This is a genomic window from Actinoplanes hulinensis, from assembly GCF_019429605.1.
Taxonomy (GTDB): Bacteria; Actinomycetota; Actinomycetes; order Mycobacteriales; family Micromonosporaceae; genus Actinoplanes; species Actinoplanes campanulatus.
Map to the genome: position 1 here is coordinate 85197 of NZ_JAHXZI010000021.1, position 18357 is coordinate 103553.

The 18357-nt window shown below is 72.5% G+C and carries 9 protein-coding genes; 4 read left to right on the forward strand and 5 right to left on the reverse strand.

Translation table 11 applies throughout. The annotated features are described in order from the left end of the window. Positions 1-2: 2 nt before the first annotated feature. Positions 3-755: a sulfite exporter TauE/SafE family protein gene (locus KZ829_RS33530; protein WP_220147850.1), complete on the forward strand. Its 753-nt coding sequence runs from the start codon at positions 3-5 to the stop codon at positions 753-755. 20 nt (positions 756-775) lie between these two features. Here the strand turns inward: KZ829_RS33530 and KZ829_RS33535 are convergent, their stop codons facing one another. Both KZ829_RS33535 and KZ829_RS33540 read right to left on the reverse strand, forming a co-directional pair. Next, positions 776-1255, reverse strand: a complete 480-nt coding sequence (locus KZ829_RS33535; protein ID WP_220147851.1) for a hypothetical protein — start codon at positions 1253-1255, stop codon at positions 776-778. A 29-nt stretch (positions 1256-1284) separates the two neighbouring features. Continuing rightward, positions 1285-1800, reverse strand: coding sequence for a flavin reductase family protein (locus KZ829_RS33540; RefSeq protein WP_188122158.1), 516 nt, complete (start codon positions 1798-1800; stop codon positions 1285-1287). A gap of 221 nt (positions 1801-2021) precedes the next feature. Here KZ829_RS33540 and KZ829_RS33545 point away from each other — a divergent pair, with 221 nt between their 5' ends. Together KZ829_RS33545 and KZ829_RS33550 are read left to right on the forward strand one after the other, a co-directional pair. Continuing rightward, positions 2022-2483, forward strand: a complete 462-nt coding sequence (locus KZ829_RS33545; RefSeq protein ID WP_220147852.1) for a cupin domain-containing protein — start codon at positions 2022-2024, stop codon at positions 2481-2483. Between the two features lie 225 nt (positions 2484-2708). Further along, complete coding sequence (locus KZ829_RS33550) at positions 2709-3416, forward strand: sulfotransferase-like domain-containing protein (RefSeq protein WP_220147853.1); 708 nt, start codon at positions 2709-2711, stop codon at positions 3414-3416. A 525-nt stretch (positions 3417-3941) separates the two neighbouring features. Here KZ829_RS33550 and KZ829_RS33555 read toward each other — a convergent pair. Both KZ829_RS33555 and deoC read right to left on the reverse strand, forming a co-directional pair. Next, positions 3942-4853, reverse strand: a complete 912-nt coding sequence (locus KZ829_RS33555; protein WP_220147854.1) for an aminotransferase class IV — start codon at positions 4851-4853, stop codon at positions 3942-3944. Between the two features lie 178 nt (positions 4854-5031). Beyond that, complete coding sequence (gene deoC / locus KZ829_RS33560; RefSeq protein WP_220147855.1) at positions 5032-5727, reverse strand: deoxyribose-phosphate aldolase; 696 nt, start codon at positions 5725-5727, stop codon at positions 5032-5034. A gap of 70 nt (positions 5728-5797) precedes the next feature. On the opposite strand from deoC, the gene KZ829_RS33565 reads away from it, so the two are divergent. Continuing rightward, positions 5798-6520, forward strand: coding sequence for a GntR family transcriptional regulator (locus KZ829_RS33565; RefSeq protein ID WP_220147856.1), 723 nt, complete (start codon positions 5798-5800; stop codon positions 6518-6520). Positions 6521-6537: 17 nt separating this feature from the next. On the opposite strand, the gene KZ829_RS33570 is transcribed toward KZ829_RS33565, so the two are convergent. Next, positions 6538-18345 carry a non-ribosomal peptide synthetase/type I polyketide synthase gene (locus tag KZ829_RS33570; protein WP_220147857.1) on the reverse strand — a complete coding sequence of 3936 codons (11808 nt, stop codon included), beginning with the start codon at positions 18343-18345 and terminating at the stop codon, positions 6538-6540. Positions 18346-18357 lie beyond the last annotated feature (12 nt).

The window sequence follows — 18357 nt, forward strand, 5'->3', positions numbered from 1 at the left end:
GAGTGCGATTGGATCATGCGGCTCTGCTGCTGGCCGGCGGTGTCGGATCCGGGCTGACCGGGTCGATGGCCGGCCTGGCCTCACTGATCAGCTATCCGACCCTGCTGGCCGTGGGGCTCCCGCCGATCGCCGCGAACGTGACGAACTCGGTGGGGCTGCTCGCCAGCGGCGCCGGTTCGGCCGCCGGTTCCCGGGTGGAGCTGCGCGGGCAGGGGCGACGGATCCTGCGGCAGAGCGGCTACGCGCTGCTCGGCGGCACGGCCGGCGCGATCCTGCTGATGAACACCACGTCCAGCGTGTTCGAACGGATCGTGCCGCTGCTGATCGTCCTGGCCGCGCTGGTGCTGCTGCTGCGCGACCGGCTGCGCGGCTGGTACACCCGTCCGAAGGCCCGGTTCGCCCAACCGCCGCTGGGCCTCGCGGTGTTCCTGATCGGCGTCTACGGCGGCTACTTCGGGGCGGCCGCCGGCGTACTCATGCTGGCCGTCCTGTCGATGTCGGTGGTCGAACCGCTCGCCGTGAGCAACGCCGTGAAGAGCGTCGTGCTGTGCGCGTCGAACGCGGCCGCCGCCGTCCTGTACGCGGTGGTCGCCCCGGTCCACTGGACCGCCGCCCTGCTGCTCGGCGCCGGCTGCCTGGTCGGCAGCTGGATCGGCCCGTCCCTGGTCCGCCGCACCCCGGAACGCCCGCTGCGCATCGTGATCGCCCTGGCCGCTCTGGGCCTGGCCGCCTACCTCTGGCACGACGCCGGCTGAGCCGGGACAACGGCTGGCTCTCAGTGCTGACCCTGCTGGTCGATCGGTCCGCTGTCCGTTCCCCCGGCTCGTTCGCGCCGACCAGCGCACACGTAACGGTTCTCGTGGTCGCCCGCCCGCGTCATAGCGGCAGGCCGGGCACACGGACGGCGCGACGTGCGCGCCCGCCGGGCCGGACAGCGCGGGCCCGCGACGATCTGCCGCCGCCGGAGCCCCTGGAACTGTCGGTCTGGCCGCGCCGCGGCCTGCCACCGGAACTGGTCGAGGGCGCCGCCACCGCTGACCAGAATCCTCACGGTCACCGGCTGACGGGCCGGCGACCAGGTCAGCCTGACCAGGATCCTCACGGTCACCGGCTGACCGGCCGGCAACCCGGTCAGCCTGACCAGGATCCTCACGGTCACCGGCTGACCGGCCGGCAACCCGGTCAGCCTGACCAGGATCCTCACGGTCACCGGCTGACCGGCCGACGACCAGGTCAGCCTGACCAGGATCCTCACGGTCGCCGGCTGACCGGCCGACGACCAGGTCAGTCGGCGTGACGCAGCTCGGCGTACCGCCCGGCGTGATAGACCAGCGGCGTCTCCGACTCGCCCAGCCCGTGCTCGCCGTCGAGCGGGCTGGCCAGCACGATCGTGTGGTCGCCGGCCCGGACCCGGTCGACGACCCGGCAGACCAGCCGGGCCAGCACCCCGTCGAGCAGGGGCACCCCGTCCGGGCCCGGCCGCCAGGCGCCGTGCTCGGCGAGGCGGTCGATCCCCCGGGCGGAGAAGGTCCGGGCCACGTGCTCCTGCTCCTGGCCGAGCACGTGCACGGCGACGGTGTCCGCCGCCTCGACGGCCGGCCACGCCGAAGCCGTCCGGGCCAGGCAGAACGAGACCAGCGGCGGGTCCAGCGAGACCGAGGTGAAGGAGGTGGCGGTGAAGCCGGTGGCCGGCTCGCCGGGAGCGGTGATCACCACGACCGCCGCGGCGTGGCGGCGGAGCAGCTGCCGGAAGAGGTCGGCGTCCACGGCGCCGGTCGGTGCGGTCGTCTGCAAGGTCATGACGGGCCTCCATCTTGCTGGTGCACGAAGATCAAATCAGGAGCGGCCCCATCGCCACTCGACCGGTCCGCCCAGCGTGTGATGCCCGAGGTCACGCACTGCCCGGCCGGCACCACCGACGTTGCGCCCCGACCGGCGGTCGCGTCAACACGGTTCCCATATCCTAGTAAACCGATAGGTTCACGTTGACATCTGGAAGGTGGACGGCTCAGGATGCGGGCATGAGCGACGAGGACCCGTTCCACCGCAGGCTGCATCACATCGCGTCCCACGCACTGCACCCCGACACCGCACAGACCAGCGGGATGCGCCGCGCCGAGGCGATCAGCGGCACCACCGTGGGCAGCCGCAACCTCTGGATGGGACAGACCCACGTGGCCGCGAGCACCGCCTCCGGCAACCACCACCACGGCGCCTCGGAGACCGCGATCTACGTGGTCAGCGGCAACCCATCGTTCGTCTTCCTGGACGACGAGCACGGCGAGATCCGGGTCGACACCAAGCCCGGCGACTACATCTACGTACCGCCGTGGGTGCCGCACCGCGAGGAGAACCCCGACCCGGAGAACGAGGCCGTCGTGGTGATCTCCCGCACCACACAGGACGCGATCGTCGTCAACGTCCCCGACCTGAGGTGGGTGGGCCCGGTCGCGGTCGGCACAAAGGACCCCACCGGCCCGTAACCCACCACCACTCACCCAACCGAGCCGCAACCACCGGACCCCTCCTCACCGCCACTCACCGCATCCAGCCCAAACCACCGACCCCTTCCCCGCCGCCACCCACCGCATCGCCCCCAAACCACCGGCCCACTCCCCGCCGCCACCCACCGCATCGCCCCCAAACCACCGGCCCACTCCCCGCCGCCACCCACCCCGCCGAGCCGTAACAGATGTGAACATGTGGGGATGACGATCCGCGTGGCGATGTGGTCGGGTCCCCGCAACATCTCGACGGCGATGATGCGCAGTTTCGGCTCCCGCGCCGACACCGTGGTCGCCGACGAGCCGCTCTACGCCCACTACCTGGCGGAGACCGGTCTCGATCACCCCGGCCGGGATGAGATCCTGGCCGCGCAACCGACCCGCTGGCAGGACGTTGCCCGATGGCTGACCGGGCCGCTACCCGGCGAGCCGGCCGTCTTCTACCAGAAACACATGACGCACCACCTGCTGCCGGGGATCGGCCGGGACTGGCTGGCCGGGCTCCGGCACGCCTTCCTGATCCGCGAACCGGAGCGGGTGGTCGCCTCCTACGCGAAGGTGCGCGGCACCCCCACGCTCGAGGACCTCGGCTATCCGCAGCAGCGGGAGATCTTCCGCGCCTTCGGCGGCCCGGTGGTCGACGCGGCCGACGTGCTCCGCGACCCGGAGGGCACGCTGCGGAATCTCTGTGCGGGCCTCGGCTTCGCCTTCGACCCGGCGATGCTGACCTGGGCACCGGGCCCGCGTCCCACCGACGGCGTGTGGGCGCCACATTGGTACGCCTCCGTGCACGCCTCCACCGGCTTCACCCCCTACGACCCTGCCCCCGCCGACGTCCCGCCCCACCTGCACCCACTGGTCGACGCAGCCCGCCCGTACTACGAGGAACTAGCCGCCGCCCGCCCCCACTGACCCACGCGCCCACCCCGCACTCCCGCGATCTTGGACGTTTCACCACCGGATCCGGTGGCCCACCTCCCAAGATCCACAGTTGTCCCGCAGGTGCCACGCCAACCTCCGCGATCTTGGACGCTTCACCGCCGAAATCGGTGGCGAAACGTCCAAGATCGCGCGAGGAAGAGCGCAAGCGGCACGAACCGGAAGCGGCACGAACCGGAAGCGGCACGAACCGGAAGCGGCACGAACCGGAAGCGGCACGAACCGGAAGCGGCGCGAACCGGAAGCGGCGCGAACCGGAAGCGGCGCGAACCGGAAGCGGCGCGAACCGGAAGCGGCACGAACCGGAAGCGGCACGAACCGGAGACCACGCGGACAGAGAGCACCCCCGCCGGAGAGGGGACAATCCGGATGGCGGCTGGTCTTGTTCCGGCTGGTCGTGGGTGCTGTCTCAAGGCGCTTCGAGAGAGCACCCACGACCAGCCGGACATGGTCGGCCACAGTGCAGTCGTCTGAAGACGGGCACGCCCCGGAGGGTGGTTAGGTGAGGGCCCGGACCAGGCGGGTGCCGTGGGCGGCGGCGTGGTGCTGGTAGAGCTTGGCGATGCGGGCGGTGAGCGGGCCGACCCCGCCGGAGCCGATGACGCGGCCGTCGATGGTCGTCACGGCCGCGATCTCGCCCATGGTGCCGGTGCAGAAGACCTCGCTCGCGGCGTACATCTCGGTCAGGGAGATGTCGCGGACGGTGGCCGGAATGCCGTGCTGCCCGGCCAGGTCGAGGACGGTCTGGCGGGTGATGCCCTCCGGGCAGGCGGCCGTGGTCGGGGTGATCAGGGCACCGCCGGTCACCGCGAACAGGTGGGTGGCGTTGGTCTCGGCGACGAAACCGCGCTGGTCGAGCATGAGGGCGTCGTCGGCGCCGGCCGCGTTCGCCTCGATCTTGGCGAGGATCGAGTTCAGCAGGTTGTTGTGGTGGATCTTCGGGTCGAGGACGTCCGGCGATGGGCGGCGGATGCTGGAGGTGGCCAGGGTCAGGCCGCCGGTGTCGTAGACCGGGGGCTTGTGCTCGGCCAGCACGATCAGCGTCGGGCCGGCGGTGTTGAGCCGCGGGTCCATGCCGCTGGTCACCTTCACCCCACGGGTCAGGGTGAGCCTGATGTGTACGCCGTCCGACATCTCGTTGGCCCGCAGCGTCCGGGTGATCGCGTCGATGATCGTGTCGTCGGACGGGATGTCGGTGAAGTTCAGCGCACACGCTGAACGGCGCAGCCGGGACAGATGCGCGGCGAGGCCGAAGATCGCTCCCCGGTAGAGGCGCAGACCCTCCCAGACCGCGTCGCCACCCTGGACCACCGAGTCGAAGGGGGACAGTCCGGGCTGGTCACGGTGCAACAGCTCGCCGTTGACCCAGTAGACGATGTCCGCGTTGCGCTCGTCGTACCGCTGCAGCATCGGATCAGCATACGGACGCCGCCGCGGCCGGCTGTCCACGGCGGGGGACCGTGAACAGCCGGCCGGTCGTCTCCGGCCCGACGGCGGGGGGCCTGTCGTCGGCCGGGACGATCCGGGGGACCGTCGTCCGGTAGTACGGAGCGGAGATCGGGAACGCTCACTCCGTACCGAAGAAGAATCAGGCCCGGCCACCCGCGACCGAAACCTGGCGACGGGCCAGGTCCTGCAGGATCTCGGCTGTCGCCGACGTGCCGAAACGCGTCACGCCGACGCCGGCCATCGCGATCATCGCGTCCAGGGTCCGCACCCCGCCGGATGCCTTGACCTGCACCTTCGCCGAAACGGCCGAGCGCATCAGCGCGAGGTCGTCGATGGTGGCGCCCTGGGGCGCGAAGCCGGTGGAGGTCTTCACGAAGGCCGCGCCGGCCCGCTCGGCGGCCCAGCAGGCGGCCAGTTTCTCCTCGTCGGTGAGGTACGCCGTCTCGAGGATGACCTTGACGTGGGCGGCGCCGGCGGCCTTCACCACGAGGCCGATCTCGTGCTCGACGGCGGCGATGTCGCCGGAGCGCAGCCACCCGATGTTGAGGACCATGTCGATCTCGGACGCGCCCTGGTGGACGGCCAGCTCGGTCTCGGCGATCTTCATCCCGGTGGGGGTGGCGCCGTGCGGGAATCCGACCACCGTGCCGACCGCGACGTTCGTGCCGCGCAGCAGGTCGACGGCGACGGTCACGTCACACGGGCGGACGCACACCGAGGCGACGTCGTACTTCTTGGCGACCGCGCAGCCTTCACGCAGGTCCTCGAGGGTGAACTCGGGGCGGAGGATGGAGTGGTCGATCATCTTGGCGATCTGCGGCACGGTGAAATTCATGGCACCGAACAGTAGCTGTCTAGACAGGTAGCTGTCTAGACAGGTTCGGCGCATCGGTATGGTGATCGGCATGTCCGGGGATCCCGATTTCGCGCCACGCTACTTCCGCATCGAACAGTCGCTGCGCGCGCTCATCGCCAAGTCCCGGCCGCACGACCCGCTGCCGTCCGAACCCGAACTCGCCCGCGAACACGGCGTCAGCCGGATGACCGCCCGCGCCGCGGTCACCCAACTGGTCAACGACGGCCTCGTCTACCGGGCCCCGGGCCGCGGCACGTTCGTCGCGGTGCCCAGCGGGCCGCGCCGCGCCGATCACCTCATCCGGCTCAGCGAGGAGATCCGCAAACAGGGCAAACGCCCCTGGGCCAAGGTGGTGGTCGCCGAGCTGCGGCCGCCCACCGCACTCGAGGCGACGCGCTTGCGGCTACGCCGCGGGGATGTGTACGCGATACACCGTGTGCGATTCGCCGACGACGAGCCGATCGCGTACGAGCGGGCCATCTACCCGGGCGTCATCCCAGGACTGCTGGACGCCGACCTGTCGCTGTCGGTGCACGAGGCGCTGGTCAAACTCGGACACACCCCCGTTCGGGGTACGGCGACGATCGGCGCGCAGTCGGCCACCGGGGAGGATGCTCGGGAGCTGGGTGTGCCGGTCGGGTCGGCCCTGCTGGTCGAGGAGCGGTTGATCCTCGACCAGAACGAGCGGCCGTTGGAGCTGAGCGAGTCCCGGTACGCGGGGGAGCGCTACCGCCTCGACGTCGCCTTCGGCGTCGAGCCGCTGATCCGGTGACGGCGTCGCTCCTCGTCTCACAGGCGCTGATCCAGTAGGTGCAGTGGGGCCGCCCGGATCCCGGCCTCGTCCAGCGCGCTCCGGTAGGCGGCCGCCAGCTCGGCCGTGACCGGGCCGGTGACCAGCGGCAACTCCGGGCGTGCCGCGTGCAGCAGCGACTCCAGCCGGCAGGACGCGATCGCACCCGGCAGCTGGACGGCGACCGCGGGCAGGCCCTCCGCCACCGTCTGGCGGATCTCCCCGCAGTCGAGCAGCCCACCGCCCACGATCAGCACGTCGCCACGCTCCCGCATCCGGGCCAGCGCCCGGCCGGTGTCGAAGCAGTGCGGGAACGAGTCGTCGACCAGGATCGTGCCGGGCCGCAGCCGGTCGACGTCCAGGGTGCCCGGGCCGCCGCTGGTGGCGGCCACGATGACGTCCGCCGGGTAGACACCTTCCGGGCTCAGCACGATCGACGTGGGCACGTCCAGGGTGTCGGCCAGCTCCGCGAGACGGGTCACGGCGGACGGCAGATCGCACAGGATCAGCCTCGCCGGACGATGATCCTCTTCGGTCAACAGCAGTCGTAGTGACGACGTTCCTATGGAACCGACTCCTAGGATCGCGACGGTGCATTCGCTCAACTTCCGGCCGCTCAACTTCCGGCCGCTCAACTTCCGGCCGCTCAACTTCCGGCCGCTCAACTTCCGGCCGCTCGTCATCCGGCCCTGCGCGGCCACCGCGGCCACCGTCGTGCGCACGACCGAAGCGGCGGTCACCGCATGGCCGGTGGTCAGGCCGACTCCCGAGCGGAGGTACGGCGTGAGCGCCCCGCCGTACCCGGTGTGCGCCGGGATCATGCCCGCCAGAGAGACGGTGCGCGCGCCGTGGGCGGCCGCCAGGTCCGCGGCGGTGGCGGCGTCTTCGGCCAGCCCGGGGTGGGTGAGCTCGTCGGCGAACCGGGGCAGCGCAAGGAACCCGGATCTACCCAGCGGGGTGTCGACGATCTCCAGCAGCCGGGGGCGGCGGCCCGGAAAGAGGGTGTCCCGGATCGTCTCCCGGTCCAGCGTCGGCAGGATCCGCCGGATCTCCTCCGGAAGTGCCGTTGCCATTGCGGCAAGGTGCCCCGGCGCGGGCAGATAGCCGACAAGTGCGGCATCCAGCCCCACCCACTCCGCAATCGTGGACGCATCCCCACCGCCCACGGTGGCCGAACGTCCAAGATCGGCGGCGGGGCGAGCGGTCAGGGCGGCGGTAAGCTCGGCCGTCAGGCGCGCCACCTCGTCGGCGGGGAGCCGGGAGCGGAGGGTCAGGCGCAGCGCGCCGTTCCGTGTCGGGCGCACCGCCAGCAGCACGTCCGTGCCCGGCGGGAGGGCGAGTTCGGCGTCCGCGTCGTCGTCCCAGGACACCTGCAGAGTGCGGCCCGACAGGTCACCGAGCGCTCCGAAATCCAGGTGGGTGAAGAAGTATCGCCAGCCGTGCGGCGCGGTGAACATCCGCGTCCGGGCATCGTCGACGGCGGCGGCCACCTCGGCGAATCCGGCATCCGCGCCGGGACGGACCGCAACGGCCGTCGCGCACGGCCCGAAGATCCGGACCAGATCCGGTACGGCGTGATCGCGACCGGTCACCGCCACACCGATCACCAGGTCGGGGCGAATCGCCAGGCCGGGTTCCGTCAACAGGCCGGAGTCCGTCACTGAATCGGGGACAGCCACCGAGTCGCGGACAGCCACCGAGTCAGGAACAGCCACCGAGTCAGGAACAGCCACTGAGAAGTCGGTGAGGGTCACTGGGTCGGGGAGGGTCACTGGGTCGGGGAGGGTCACTGGGTCGGGGAGGGTCACTGGGTCGGTGAGGGTCACTGGGTCGGGCCGATCGAACACTGGATCGAGCCCGCCGGTGGTCAGGGCGAGCGCCCGGTGATATGCCGTGAGCACCGGCACGAACGGCGTGGCCCCGACCGCGGCGGCGCGTTCTCGCAACCCCGCCACCTCGGCCGCGCCGATCGTGAAACCGGTGGTGACGATCGCTCCCCCGGTGCTGATCCGCCCACCGTCACCGGGCACGGTCTCCAGCGGCACACCACGCAGATGTCCGACGTAGTCGCGGAAGGTCGCGCGCAGCGGCGTCAACTCCTCCCCGTCGTAGAGGGCCAGCAGTTCCCGCATCAGGAGTGCGGTGCTGTACCCGTCACCGATCAGATGGTGCGCGTGCACCAGCAGGACGTGCTCCTCCGGCCCGTATCGGAGCAGCCGCAACCGCACGAGCGGCCATTCCGCCGGATCGAACCGGTGTTCCCGCTCGGCCGCCAGTTCCTCGTCGAGCGCCCGCGGTTCCGCCTGGTAGCCGACGGTCAGGCGGGCGAACGGAAGTTCCCGCTGCACCGGCGGCCGGGCATCGCGGGGGAACACGGTCCGTAGCATCGGATGCCGCGCCACCAGCACGTCCACGGCACGCTGGAACCGGTCGAGGCCGAGCGGCCCGTGCACGCGCGGCGCGGCCAGCCAGGTCGACGCCGCACCGACCGCGTCCGCGAGCAGAAACCCGCGCTGTGTGAGGCTGACCGGAAAGTCCCCGCCCGGTCCGTCCGCGACGGCCCCAAACCTCGAAACGAAAGCGGCTCCAGACACGACAGCCCCGCCGTCCGGAACAGAAGCATCTCTCGGTACGACGGCCCCGGCGCCCGGAACGGAAACATCCCCCGCTACAACAGCCCCGGCGCCCGGAACGGAAACATCCCCCGGTACGACAGCCCCGCCACCCGAAACGAGAACGGCTCCGGGTGTGGCGGGTTCGAGGGCGATCTCGTCCAGCGCGGAAGCGAGCGCGGCGACCGTACGACATCGGTAGACGACCGTGGGTCGCGGCAGTGAGGCCCGGTGTTCCGCCAGGCTCGCGAAAAGCTCGAGCACCCCGATCGAGTCGCCGCCGAGGGCGAAGAAGTCGTCGTCGCGGCCGACCGGTGTGACGCCGAGCTGCTTCTCCCAGAGGGACGCGAGCAGGCGTTCGGTGCCGGTGACCGGCGGCGGGCTCGCCGTCCGGGCCAGCGACGCCCGGTCGATCTTGCCGGTCGCGGTGAGTGGCAGGTCGGCCATCACCTCGATTCGGGACGGTACGAGGTACGCCGGAAGCAGCCCACTCAAATGGGAACGCAACTCGTCACCGGAGACCGTCGACCGTACCCAGGCGAGCAGGCGGCCGCTCTCGACCCGTACCGCCGCCCGGTCCACCGCCGGATGCGCCCGCAGCACCGCCTCGACCTCGCCCGGCTCGACCCGGTACCCGTGCAGTTTCACCTGGTCGTCGACCCGCCCGCGGAACCACAGCAGCCCGTCGGCGTCGCGGACCGCCCGGTCGCCGCTGCGGTACCAGCGCCGCCCGTCCCGCTCCACGAACACCGCGGCCGTCTGCTCCGGGTCGTCGAGATAGCCGTCGGCCAGCCCGGTCCCGCCGATGTACAGCTCACCGACCACACCGTCGCGGCACGGCCGCCCGTCCTCGCCGATCACCTCGACGACCGCCCCGCCGACCGGCCGCCCGATCGGCAGGTGGGTGGCGTCGCCGGCGGGCCGTGAGGTGATCGGATGCCAGGTGGCGTTGATCGTCGTCTCGGTGGGGCCGTACAGGTTGGTGATCCGCTGCTCCGGCCCGAACCGGTCGAACCATCGCCGCACGTGCGCCGGCGACAGTTCCTCACCGCCGACGTGCACCCAGCGCAGCCGCAGGTCGGCGGTGCTCTTCTCGGCGGCGGTCAGCAGCCGCTCCCACAGCGTCGGCACCGAGCTCCAGACCGTCACCCGGTCCCGGGCGAGCCGGTCCACGAGCAGTTCGGGATCGCGGACCGTGTCCCGGTCCCAGGCAACGACGGTAGCCCCGGTCAGCAGCGGCGCGAGCAACTGCCGCACCGACGCGTCGAAGCAGATGGACGCGGTCTGCGCGAGCCGGTCGCCCGCGCGGTAGCCGAAGGTCGCGATCGACCAGTCCAGGTAGTTCGTCATCGAGCGGTGCGTGACGGCCACGCCCTTCGGGCGGCCGGTCGACCCCGAGGTGAAGATGACGTACGCGGTGTCGCCCGGCTCGACGTCCCGGCCCGGTGCCGATCCGCTCTCGCCGACGTCCACCAGCGTGAACGTGTACCCGTCGAGCATCGTCCGGTGCTCCGCGCCACAGACCACGACGTCCGCCCCGGCCCGGGTGAGCTGGCCGGCCAGCCGGGCGGGCGGATGCGAGCCGTCCAGCGGCACCCAGGCCGCACCGGCTTTCAGAATGCCGACCAGCCCGATCACGGTGTCCGCGCCAGGGCCGGTGAGCAGGCCGATCCGCCGCGCCCCGGTCTCCGCGAGCCGCCCGGCAAGCCGGTCCGACGCAAGGTCCAGCTCCCGATAGCTGAGCGGCGCGCCGTCACTCAACACGGCGATTCCCTCAGGGGTACGCGCGCACTGCGCCCGAATCCGCACCGCGATCGACCCCGAACCCGCCGCCTCCGCTATGGCTGTGATCTCCGCCAGGTGCTCCGTGGCGAGGCGTTCCACGGTGGCCGCCTCGAACAGGGTCTCCGGGTAGTTCCAGGAGAAGTGCAGCGCGCCCCGCGACTCGAAGCAGACCAGGCCGAGCCGGGTGGCCGCCGACGCGCTGCCGGCCGTCACGGCGACCACGTTCGCTCCGGTGACGCCCGCGTTCGGGAACCGTGCGAAGCTGAAACCGGCCGGGCTCGCCGTTCGTGGCCCGGCACCGTCCGCTGCCAGCATCCGGGCCAGATCCACGGTTGACACCGATCCGTGCCGCTCGGCGTCGAGCCAGACGTCCCGCAGTCGCGCCGCCAGTTCGGCCGCCGGCTCCCCGGCACGCACCTCGGCGAGCACCGGCAGGCTGTCCGCGAACGGCCCCACCATCCGCTCCACACCCGCCAGCCGCGCGGCCCGCCCGGCCCGCGCCACCGATACCGGAACCGCCGACTGCCCACTCCACCGCGCCAGACACCGGACATATCCAGCCAGGAGAAGATGAAAGACGGACACCCCCGCTTCCCGGGCCCGCACGGTCAGGCGTCGGCTGAGTGCCTCTTCCAAAACCTTCTGGTGTACGGCGTAAGCACCCCGTGGCTCCCCATCCGCATCCCCGTCGAACGGCAGGGCCAGTCGCGGATACCCGGCGAGCGCGTCCCGCCAATAGGCGAGGTCCTGCACGAGCGGCCCATCCCGCCGTACCTCATGATCGGCGAAGGTGGCCGGCGGCGCCGCCGCGACCGCTTCCCCACCGTAGAGTTCCCACAGCTCATCCCCGAGAACGGCAATGCTGTACCCATCCGCGGCCGCATGGTGCACCACCAGAATCACATGCGCCCGCTCCGCGCTCTCCACCGCGAGCAACGCCCGAACCGGCGCCTCCCGCCCGAGATCGAACGGCCGATTCCGCAGCCCGGCGTCCACCCTCTCCAGTACCGCCCGAAGTCCCGCCACCACGTCCCCACCACCGGCCATCACCTCTCCGCCGACGCCCGCGCCTGCGTCAGTCGCCGCTCCGGCCTCACCGCCGGTCCCGCTGCCGGCACCGTCGCTGGCCTCGGACAGGTCGGTGACCGTGAACCATTTCGGTCGCCCGGAGCCGGGTGGTGTGAAGTGCTGGCCGTCCGGCCCGAACCGCACCCGCAGCATCGGATGCCGCCGCTCCAGCTCGGCGAAGGCCAGGCCCAGCCGTTCCGCGTCGACCGGCCCGCGCAGGGTCTGCCGCACATATGCGTAGGCGGGCACCTCCGGATACAGCCGCCCGGTGGTGACGAAGGCTCGCTGCACCGGACTGAACGGGAATTCCACCGGCCCCGCGAGACGTGCCGTCAGTTCGTCGATGGTCCGGTTCTCGAAGAACAGCGTCGTGGACAGGGTCCGGCCCAGCCGCCGCTCCAGATCCTTGACCAGGTCGACGGCGGTGAGCGAGTCCAGCCCGAGCGCCAGGAACGGCTCATCGGTCCCGATCGTCTCCGGCTCCCGCCCCAGCGGCGCGGCCAGAAGCTCCCGCACCACCGCGACGAGTTCGTCCCGGTCCGGTCCGGTCACCCCACCTTCCACGCGCCCCGCTCCGAACGCGTCGCCGGACCACACCCGTGCGGCTGCCGCGCCCCCGGTACCCGGCACCCCACCGCGCCACGGCAGAGCGTGCTCCGTGCCGTCGGCTGCCGACATCTCGCCGGGCCAGGGTGGTGTGCTTTGGGCGTACCCCTCCTGGTTTTGAATTGATCTATGCGTGACCGGCTCGGTGCTGGATGGCGGGTTCGGGTTGCGGTGCGTTCTCGGCGCCGGGGTGACCAGAACCTGGGCGGTGCCGAGTGCCATCGCCTCCCAGAGGGTTTCCGGAAGTTGCTCGATCGGCAGGCCGGCACCGGCGGACAGGCCGTGGCTCGTGGCCAGACCGCCGCCCGTCAGCGGTGGGAGATTCACCGATACGAAACGCCGGCCGGCGGTCGTCTCGGCGGCGGCCAGGGCGTCCAGGTAGAGGTTGCCCGCGACGTAGTCGCCGAGTGCGCCGGCCAGCCCGGGAATCACCGCCGAGACCGAGGACAGGGCCACCACCGGCGGACGGCGATCGCCCAGGGCTTGCAGGAGCAGGCGGGTACCGTCCATCTTGGCGGCCAGGCCGGCGGCCACCTCGTCCGGGGTCTTCGCGCGCAGGCTGCCCGGCCGGACCACCCCGGCCGCCTGCACGACCAGGTCGAACTCCCGCCCGGCTACCAGCTCGGCCACGTCGGCGGGGACGGTCAGGTCCGCCGTACGGTATTCGGCCCGCGCGCCGAGCTCCCGCAGTTCGTCCAGAAGCGCCTGTGGCTCGGCGGACCGGCCCGCGAGGAGCAGCCTCGGCCCGCGGCGTTCCCGATGCGCGGATCCGGTGGCCGGCCGCCTGGCCAGGTGCCGGGCGATCTCCGCGCCGACCGCCCCGGCCCCACCGATGATGAGATAGCTTCCGTCCGGCGGTGGGATCATCGGCTCGCCCGCCCGCGCCGGGGTGAACACCCTGGCCAGTCGCCGTCCACCCCGCCAGGCGACGATCTCCGCGGGTCCGGCGGCCGGTGGTGCGGCCGTCTCCCGGTCTACGGCGGCGCGCTGGTCCCGCGGCGGGTCGTCCGAGCAGAGGTCCACGATCCGTACCCCGGCACGGGGGTTCTCGTCGGCGAACGCCATCGCCAGCCCGGCCCATACCGCGTGTTCCGGGTTCGGGCGTTCCGCCCCGGTGGCGTAGAGGTCCCGGGTGATCAGAAGCAGACTCGCCGCGGAGGGGACGGCGGTGATCGCCCGCAGTGCGTCCGCCGTCGCACCGCCTTCGGCTACGACGACCGATACCCCGCCTCGGGCTGAGGGCGGCTTCGGGGGTGAGGAGACAGCGCCGGGAGACGGCTGGGTGGGAGCGGCTGGGGGTGGGGTTGGGGCCCAGGCGGGGGTTGCGAGGGTGGGTGACGGTGGGTCGGCCGCCCAGTAGCGGCGCCGCTGGAACGGGTAGGTGGGAAGGTCGACCCGGCGGGTTCCGGCGTCGAGGTGGGTGCGGTCGAGTGCGGCGCCGCGCAGCCACAACTGTCCGGCGGTGGTCAGGACGGCGGACGCGTCAAGGCCGGCGTGCAGGACGGCGACCGCGTCGAGACCGACGTGCGGGACCGCGGCCGCGTCGAGGTCGGGCTGCGGGGTGGCGGCGTCGTCGTCGGGGGCGGCGTGTGGGGCGGCGCTTTCCCATACGAAAGGAGAGAGAGTGACCGAAGCACCCAACTCGACCATGGTGTCGTAGCCGGCCGCGCGAAGCCGGCCGACCGCCGCCGCGAAACGCACCGGCCGCACCGCGTGATCCGCCGGGTAGGCGGCGTCGAAGGCCGCGCCCCACTCCCCCGTCACCGTGCTGACCTGCGGGATCGTGGTCGGCCGGGCGCTCGGGGCGAGGCGGGCGAGCATCGCGCCCGGTTCGGACAGTTCGGCGGTGAGACGGCCGCGTTCGGCGGCCAGGACGACGGCTTCCACGGCGGTCAACCGGCCCGTGGAGACGGCCGCGGCGAACTCGCCGACGCTGTGGCCGGTGACCGCGTCCGGCCGGATCCCGTAGGCGGCGAGTTGGGCGGCCTGCGCGACGGCGAACGCGACGACCAGCGGTTGGGTGACCTCGGTGCGGGCGAGTTCGGCGGCGGGGACGTTCGGGTCGGTGCACCAGTCGGTCAGGGTTCGGCCGGCGATCGGCCCGGCCGCGGCCGACACCTCGTCGAGGACGGCGCGGAAGACCGGGGCGGTCGCGTAGAGTTCCGCGCCCTGGCCGGGACGCTGCGTGCCCTGGCCGCCGAAGAGGAACGCCACCCGGGCGGGCCGGCCCAGCGGCGGGCCGGGCTCCACTGCGGCCAGTCGCTCGGCGAGATCACTTCCGGTCACCATCGCGATTCGGTACGCCCCCTCGTCCCGTGCGCTGGAGGCGGTGGCACAGACGTCGCCGATGGGTAGCCCGGGATGCGCCCTCAGGTGGGCCGCTAGTTCGGCGGCCGCCGCCCGAAGCCCGCCCACCGATCGCGCCGACAGCGTGAGCAGCCGTGGCCCGGGTGCGGCGGGCGCGAGAGGCTGGAAGTCGCCCGGAGCGGGAGCGGCGGGCGCGAGAGGCTGGGAGTGGTGCGGGACGGGGGCGGCGAGGATGACGTGGGCGTTCGTGCCGCCGAAGCCGAAACCGTTGACGCCGGCGACCAGCGGGCCGGTCCACGGGCGGCGGGTGGTGGCCACCTCGAAGCCGGCCGCGGACAGGTCGAAACGTGGGGACGGGCGGTCGTGGTGCAGTGACGGGGGGATCTCCCGGTGCTGGAGGGCGAGGATCACCTTCACCAGCGCGGGCAGGCCCGCCACGTTGAGCAGGTGGCCGATGTTGGTCTTGACCGAGCCGACCAGGCGGGGGCGGCCGTCGCCGCGGGGCGGGAAGGCGTGGGCGAGCGACCGGGCCTCGATCGGGTCGCCGACCGGGGTGCCGGTGCCGTGCGCCTCCACATAGGTGACGTCGTCCGGGTCGATGCCGCTGTTGCGGTAGGCGTCGGCGATCACCTCCTGCTGGAGCAGCGGGTTCGGGGCCATCAGGCTCAGCGAACGGCCGTCGTTGTTGACCGCGGTTCCGCACACGACGGCCAGGACCCGGTCGTCGTGCGCGTCGGCGAGACGGCTCAGGACCAGCGCGGCACCGCCCTCGCCCGGCACGAACCCGTCGGCGTCCGCCGCGAACGCCCGGCACCGGCCGGTCGGCGACAGTGCCCGGGCGTCGCCGAGCAGGGTCTCGCCGGTGGCCGTCAGGTTGAGGTTGACGCCGCCGACGACGGCGATGTCGCAGTCGCCGGCGGCCAGGCTGAGGCGGGCCAGGTGCAGGGCGACCAGCGCCGAGGAACAGGCGGTGTCCACGGCGAGTGCGGGCCCGCGCAGGTCGAGCAGGTGGGAGACGCGGGCGGCGATCAGGTTGCGCAGGGTGCCGGTGAGCGCGTGCGGGCCGCCGGCGCCGGTCATCAGTTCGGGGTAGCCGCTTTCGCCGACGGCCGCGAAGACCCCGATCCGGCGTCCCCGGCGGCGCGGTCCGGCGTATCCGGCGCGTTCGAGTGCCTCGTGGGCCAGTTCCAGGAAGATCCGGGCGTGCGGGTCGAGCAGCCGCGCCTCCTGGTCGTCGATTCCGAAATATCCGGCGTCGAACAGGGCCGGATCGTCGAGGAACGCTCCGTGGCCGTCGCCGGCCCACCGGTTCACCGGGGTGACGCTGTCGCGTCCGTCGAGCAGGTTCGCCCAGAACTGCTCGGGCGTGTCCGCGTCCGGGAACCGGCACGCCATCCCGATCACCGCGAGCCGGTCCGCTCCGTGGCCGGTCGGCGCCGCTGGTCCGGCCTCGACGACGGAGTGCCGGAGCAGGCGGTCGGCGAGTGCGGGCACCGTGGCGCAGTCACGCAACGTCGCCGGGTCGAGGGTCCGGCCGAGCACGTCCTCCAGCCCGGCCAGCACTTCCATGGCCGCCAGCGAGGATCCGCCGATCGCCAGGAAACGGTCGTCCGGCCCGATGGTCTCCGCCGGGACACGCAGTACCCGCGCCCACACGGCACGGACGAGCGCCTCCACAGCCGGCCGGGACGAAGGCGCCGGGGCGGACGACAGCGCAGACCCGGACGAAGGCGCCGGCTCGGACGGCAGCGCCGGCTTCGGTGGCGAAACCTGGGGTGCGGCCGGGGAGGCCGAGGCCGGCGCGGCGTGGGTGATGCGGTCGCGGAGGGCCTGACGTCGCAGTTTTCCGCTGGTGGTGCGGGCGAAAGCGCCGTTCGGCACGACCTCCGCGCGAACGCCGTCGTAGGCCAGGGCCTCGGCCACCCGGGCCCGGACCTGAGCGGTGAGCGCGGTGTCGGCCCGGACGGACGGCGCGGACAGGAACACCACGACCTGCTCGCGACCCTCGGCCGGGTCGGTCACGCCGACGACGGCGATCGGGCCGGGATTCAGACCGGGGGTCGCGGCCGCGACCTCCTCCAGGTCAGCGGCGTGGAAGGTCCGCCCGTTCACGAACAGCACGTCCTTGTGCCGTCCGGTCACGACGAGACGCCCGCCGCGCAGGAAACCGAGATCACCGGTACGCAGCCAGGATCCGTCGCGCGCCGCCGCCGTGGCTTCCTCGTCCCGGTGATAGCCGCGGCTGACGTTCGGGCCGCGTACCTGAACGTGGCCGACCAGGCATTCCTCCAGTTCGTCGCCCTCGTCGCCGACGATCCGCAGCTCGCATCCGTGCATCGGGAACCCGACGTCCATCAGCTCGACGACGGTCCGCCCGCTGTCATCGGCCGTCGCGGCGGAGGGCGCGCCCGGCGCGGACGCGGCGGGTGGGGTTTCGGGGAGAGGGAGGGCGACGCCGCGGGAGAGGGCGGCCCGGCTGAGCCGCAGCGGGACGGCGGGGACGCCGAGGGGCGGGCAGGTGACGGCGACGGTGGCCTCGGCCAGGCCGTACACCGGTTGCATGGCCCCGGGGGCGAGGCCCGCCCGGCCGAGCCGCGCCGCGAAGGTGCGCCAGACGGCCGGGGAGATGGGTTCGGCGCCGACCATGAGGAGGCGGACGCTGCTCAGGTCGAGTTCGTCGAGGACGGAGTCCGGCACCCGGCGGTTGACCAGGGCCAGGGCGAAGTTGGCCGCGGACAGCACGGTGCCCCGGTGGCGGGCCGTCTCGCGCAGCCACGTCTCGGGGCGTTTCGCGAAGGCCAGCGGGCTGATCCGGATCTGGCGGCTGCGGGCGTGGAGCGGGGCCAGGTGGGTGCCGATCAGGCCCATGTCGTGGAAGTAGGGCATCCAGGTGACGACCACGTCGTCGGCGGTCACCGACCCGGCCCGGGTGGCCTGGGCGAGGTTGGCGACCACGTTGGCGTGGGTCAGTTCGACACCTTTCGGGGTGCCGGTGCTGCCGGAGGAGAACTGGAGGAAGGCGAGGTCGTCCGCGCGTACCGGAACGGGGGTGGAAAGCGGGGACGCGTCGCGGAGGTCGCGCGCGGAGAGCAGTGCCGCGCCGGGCGTGGCGACGTCGCCCGCCACTGGCGGGCGGTCCAGGTGACGCCAGACGGCGGCCAGGCGGTGCGGTTCCGGCGGCAGGGGCACCGGTACGACGCCCGCGTACACCGCTCCCCAGAAGAGCCCGAGGAAGTCGGCGCTGTCGTCGGCGATCACCGGCAGCGGGTCGCCGGTGGTGAGCCCGGCCGCGCGGAGGCCCCCGGCGACGCGGAGGGCGTCGGCGTGCAGTTCGGCGAACGCGGTGAACCGGTCGTCCCCGCCGACGTGGACGATGCCCTGATCGGGGGCTTCGGCCGCGGCCCGGACCAGCACATCGGTCAGCGTCATGATCGAACCCTA